This is a genomic window from Paenibacillus sp. P4_A7 (genome assembly GCF_056402455.1).
The window spans coordinates 1-4813 of sequence record NZ_JBFUHJ010000431.1 but is presented as its reverse complement, the minus strand read 5'-3'; the positions used below and the strand labels follow the sequence as shown (position 1 = coordinate 4813).

The 4813-nt window shown below is 42.8% G+C and carries 5 protein-coding genes and 1 riboswitch; of the genes, 3 read left to right on the top strand and 2 right to left on the bottom strand.

Translation table 11 applies throughout. The features are described from left to right. Positions 1–127: 127 nt before the first annotated feature. Positions 128–1498 carry a hypothetical protein gene (locus tag AC1DWN_RS28145; RefSeq protein ID WP_477562191.1) on the bottom strand — a complete coding sequence of 457 codons (1371 nt, stop codon included), beginning with the start codon at positions 1496–1498 and terminating at the stop codon, positions 128–130. A 158-nt stretch (positions 1499–1656) separates the two neighbouring features. Further along, complete coding sequence (locus AC1DWN_RS28140) at positions 1657–2214, bottom strand: SLOG family protein (protein ID WP_477562190.1); 558 nt, start codon at positions 2212–2214, stop codon at positions 1657–1659. A gap of 87 nt (positions 2215–2301) precedes the next feature. Beyond that, positions 2302–2404: riboswitch (TPP riboswitch) on the top strand. Positions 2405–2614: 210 nt separating this feature from the next. On the opposite strand from AC1DWN_RS28140, the gene AC1DWN_RS28135 reads away from it, so the two are divergent. The 3 genes from AC1DWN_RS28135 to AC1DWN_RS28125 all read left to right on the top strand — a co-directional run. Continuing rightward, positions 2615–3298: an ABC transporter ATP-binding protein gene (locus AC1DWN_RS28135; RefSeq protein ID WP_477562189.1), complete on the top strand. Its 684-nt coding sequence runs from the start codon at positions 2615–2617 to the stop codon at positions 3296–3298. Next, positions 3279–4055 carry an ABC transporter permease gene (locus AC1DWN_RS28130; RefSeq protein ID WP_477562188.1) on the top strand — a complete coding sequence of 259 codons (777 nt, stop codon included), beginning with the start codon at positions 3279–3281 and terminating at the stop codon, positions 4053–4055. Before AC1DWN_RS28135 ends, AC1DWN_RS28130 begins: the two co-directional genes overlap by 20 nt. Then, positions 4052–4813, top strand: a 762-nt coding sequence (locus AC1DWN_RS28125; RefSeq protein WP_477562187.1) for an ABC transporter substrate-binding protein, incomplete at its 3' end; no start/stop codon positions are given. The genes AC1DWN_RS28130 and AC1DWN_RS28125, both read left to right, overlap by 4 nt.

Here is a 4813-nt window from a genome sequence, read left to right as displayed (position 1 = left end):
CTCTTAATCTCTTAATCTCTTATTCTCTTATTCTCTTATTCTCTTATTCTCTTATTCTCTTATTCTCTTATTCTCTTATTCTCTTATTCTCTTATTCTCTTAAACGATTATCTACTTAACCGATCATTTACTTAGACTCGCCATGTAAATATCTGAAGAAAGGCTTATCCACCCAAAACTCAGTTGGCGTAATCTTAACATTAGGGTCGATAGCTTTCAATCCCGCTACTACTTTGGCAGAATCCTCGTTAAGTGAGAAAGGATTTACTGTATAAGGACTATTTTCATCGGAAATAAAGTTGTTTGTAATGATTTCATAGCCTTTCAATTCCGTTGAAGAATAATAGAGAGGCTGCCACCATGAGCTAGCGATCAGACCGGATTGGCCATCCTCATTTTTCTTTGCGTAGCTTTCAATAACTGTGTCGAATGCAGCCTTATCTGCGGCAGCAGAAAATTCAAACGCCAGATCGTATTCTTTGGCAAAAGCGATATAGTTGCCGTTTGCTATTTGCACTACGTTAGGACCTGGATCTCCCCACTCAGCCAAAAATACGAAAGCGGATGTTTTAGGCTCGAATTGAACTTTTGCATTTAGGCCTTCCGTGCGCAGCAATCCAATTAGCTGTACAGCATGCTTATAGTCGGAATGTCCATAAGTGAGCGTGAGCGATGGAATAAAGTTAGACTCAAAGCGCGAATCCTTCAAGTTGTAGCCCGTAATTAGCTTTTGCTCCAGTGCTGTATTAACAAGCTTTTGCAGATTTGGCGCTTCAATAATATCAGAATTATCGTAGGCGCTATTCAGCTTCGAATAAATATCAGCGTCGTTAACATAGCCGATGTATTGCTTGTAAAGACCTTTTGTAATAAGAACATTACCTAGAAGCGTGTTGATCAACTGCTCGCTCGAAATGTCCTTTGGTTTGAAGTTCGTATAAAACTCTGCTGGCAATAAACCCGTATCAACGGCAAGCGCCAATTCCTGCGCTACTTTAGTACCTAACGTACTGCCATTAACTTGAAGTGCACTAAGAGCTTTATTAACCTTCGCAGTCGGATATGTGTAAGCTAGCTCTTTAAGATCAGCCGCTCTTACCGCGATGGAAATAGCAACCACATTCGTTAATTTTGCGTCTCCTTGTATAGCAGGTCCTGATAGAATGCCGTTCTCGTAAAGAGCAGCTGCTGCTGGGAACAATGCATGGTTTGCTTTAACATCAGTAAAAGTAACCTCTTTACCAGAAGGCTCGTAACCAAGAATATCGGCCACAGCATTAATAAATTGGCCTTTCGTAATKTTTCCTGTAAGATTAACGTTGTGCTTTTCTTGCAAAAATTGTTTATACTGCGCTACTCCATCCTCTTGTGATGCAGCAATAGTTGCTGCAACAGGTGCCGGAGAAGCCGCGAAAGCAGTCGATTGCGTAAATAGGATAGAAAAGGATAAAAGGAGTGCTGTTAATAGCTTGCTGTACGGTGCAAATGATTTTGTCATGAACAATACCTCCATCATATTATCCCGATAGTTTTTATCGGGTTTATGTAATGTGGATTATTATAACAATTGAAAATCCTGTGTGTCAATACAAATATTTTCATAGATTCCATGTAAATAGCCAAGACTACATCACTTTATGTTCCCTGTTGCTCCGATTATTCCATCTCATGATAAACTTCATCATCTGCAATGCTTTGGATATCCTCCGAGCTAATGTTGATATACAGATAGCCATCTGCTTGCTGCTTTTTCAATGCCTTTTCTTTAAAAAAACGTGGACTGCCTTCGCCTGCATCTTCATCATAAACGAGAACAATTCCATCTGTTTTGCGAAATAACAGCTCGTCCCTCGCGGTGAACTGCCAAACCCCATCATATGGCTGCTTGCTTACGGCAGCGTAATAATCGACCCCTTTTAAAATTTGCTGATAGAATTCCTTTTTATCGTCCTTCCACTTTTCGTCAGGGTTGCTGTATGCGGATAAAATCGATAACTTCAGCTGCGGATACGATTTCTTAAGCTCGATAACTACCTCACAAGCCCACAAATCCACCCCATATTGACCGGGTGTAATCACCCATTCCAAGCCCTCTTCAACTAATGGAATCAGCTTGCTGGTGAGCGCTTTTTTGATATATACAATGCCTTTATGCTTTTCATTAAAAATATTAAGCTCATGGGCACGATAGCCGGTAACGAGCAGATTCTTCATCTATTTCAACGCCTTTTCAAATATTTATGATTTACATATCTCCAGTGTATGCTATAGTATTGAAAAAACAAATCAAATATCTTCTATTTAATTCACTAGGGGAGTCTAACGACTGAGATGGAGCACCCGCTCTGGACCCTTGGAACCTGATCTGGATCATACCAGCGGAGGGAAGTGGAACGGAACTTTCATTCATCGGCGTTAGCCTGACTGAATTTTTTGACCCACTCGTTTCCTTCGGAAATGGGTGGGTCTTTATTTATTTACATACCTGTTTACGAAGTGAATCTGCTTCGCGAGCTTTGAAGGAGGTTAGTCTATTACTGCCCTATTATCGCTGAGAAAGCTTACTTATTCTTTTGCGCCCGCTTCCGAACGCCCTTTATTTTCCGGGATTTCCATGGACATTCGCAAGGGTGAATTCGTTTCTGTTATTGGTGCAAGCGGCTCTGGCAAAAGTACATTATTCAAGATGCTGGCAGGCTTACTAGAGCCTACTCATGGGGAGATTTTTTTAAATGGACAGCATTCCGCCGACCGTCTCGGGATAATCGCCTACATGCCGCAAAAGGATCTATTGCTGCCGTGGAGAACCGTGCTAGAAAATTGTTTGCTTCCCTTAGAGATTGCAAAGGCCAACAAGGAAGCGAAAAGCGTTGAGATTCTAGCAATGCTGGAACGCTTTGGCTTAGCTGGCTGCGAGCAGCTTTATCCCGATCAATTGTCTGGTGGGATGCGGCAGCGTGTCGCTTTTCTAAGAACACTAATTACAGGTCAAGATCTGATGCTGCTCGACGAGCCCTTCGGTGCGTTGGATGYGATGACCAAACGCCAGATGCATAAGTGGCTGTTATCGCTGTGGAGTGATTTGCAAAAGACCGTTTTGTTCATTACACATGACCTAGAAGAAGCCATTCTACTAAGCGATCGTATTTATATGTTGTCTAGTGAAGCGGAGCAAGGCATTCAAGAAATCCACGTCCATTTACCCAGACCTAGACATTTTGAGATCAATTATGAACCGCAGTTTATACAGCTGAGAAAAGATTTGGAGCGACGGCTATATGCGCAAACCACAAGTTAATACATGGCCAGGCAACTACGGACTATTTATAGCACTAACGGTGTTCTTTTTGCTAGCTTGGGAATTGATCGTTCGACTTGGCTTAGTCCCGTCCTTTATTATACCCGCTCCAATATCCATTGGGCGTGCTCTAATCGAGGATCGCGAGCTTCTGCTGGGCAGACATTTGCTCGTTACGCTTAGAGAGGTTGCCTTTGGCTTTATTTTATCGGTTATTGGCGGTGCTGCTCTCGCAGTAGGCATGCAATCTTTCCGCATGCTTGAGAAGACACTTTACCCCATAATCGTCATTAGTCAAACCATCCCGCTTATTGCGATTTCGCCCATTTTCATTATGTGGTTCGGCTACACCATTTGGAGTAAAGTCGCTGTTGTGTTTCTTACCGCCTTCTTCCCTATTGTTGTCAGCACCTACGATGGGCTAAGCCAAGGAGACAAGGATTACAAAGAGCTTCTACTAACGATGGGAGCGAATCAGTGGGATATTTTCCGAAAAATTCAAGTCCCTATCGCACTGCCCTCCTTCTTCTCAGGTCTTAAGCTATCTATCGTCTACTGCGTAGTAGGTGCTACTATCGGCGAATGGCTTGGAGGAAGCGCAGGCTTAGGCTACTACAGTCGCCGCATGTCCAGTAATTTGAATACCGATTCGATGTTCGCATCCGTTTTCTTGCTGTCATTGATGGGCGTCACCCTGTTTCTATTTATCGTATTACTAGAAAAAATATTATTAATGAGAAGAGGCAATCGGAAATGAAAATGAAATTAAGAATGAAATCTGGAAGCAAATCGAATCTTAAAATGCTATTACCATTGCTGCTGGCAGCTTTATTGCTTGTGATAAGCGGCTGCGGCGGCTCTAATACGAACAATTCGGGCAACAAACAAACAGCTGCTCCTACAGAGGAGCAGCCGCTTCAGAAGCTGAGCATTATGCTGGACTGGTATCCGAACGCGGTACATTCTTTTCTATACGCTGCCCAAAAAAACGGGTATTTCACGAAGCAAGGCTTAGAGGTTGACATACAAATGCCAGCAGATACCAATGATTCTTTGAAGCTAGTAGCAGCAGGGAAAATTGACCTTGCGCTAAGCTATCAGCCTCAAATTCTAATGGCTCGCGGTGAAAATATACCCGTAAAATCAATTGCTGCTATCGTCAGACATCCGCTCAACCATTTGATGGTACCACAAGATGGAGCCATCAAATCGCCTAAAGATTTAGCAGGCAAAAAAGTTGGCTACTCCTCCATTCCTTTATATGAAGCAATGATGCGAACCATGATTAAGCATGACGGCGGGGACGCTGACAGTGTCAATATGATAGACGTAGGCTTCGGCTTCATCCCAGCTATTTCAACTAAGAATGTAGATGCAATCATAGGCGGATTTATTAATCACGAGAAATTGCTTCTTGCAAAAGAAGGTTATCCGATGACAGCTTTGAGCCCAACTGATTATGGCGTGCCTGATTATTACGAGCTTGTTCTCGTTGCCAGTGATCAAGGGGTGAAG

Coding starts and splice junctions, on each gene's coding strand:
- AC1DWN_RS28130 (WP_477562188.1), top strand. CDS start 3,279: ATGCGCAAACCACAAGTTAATACATGGCCAGGCAACTACGGACTATTT.
- AC1DWN_RS28140 (WP_477562190.1), bottom strand. CDS start 2,214: ATGAAGAATCTGCTCGTTACCGGCTATCGTGCCCATGAGCTTAATATT.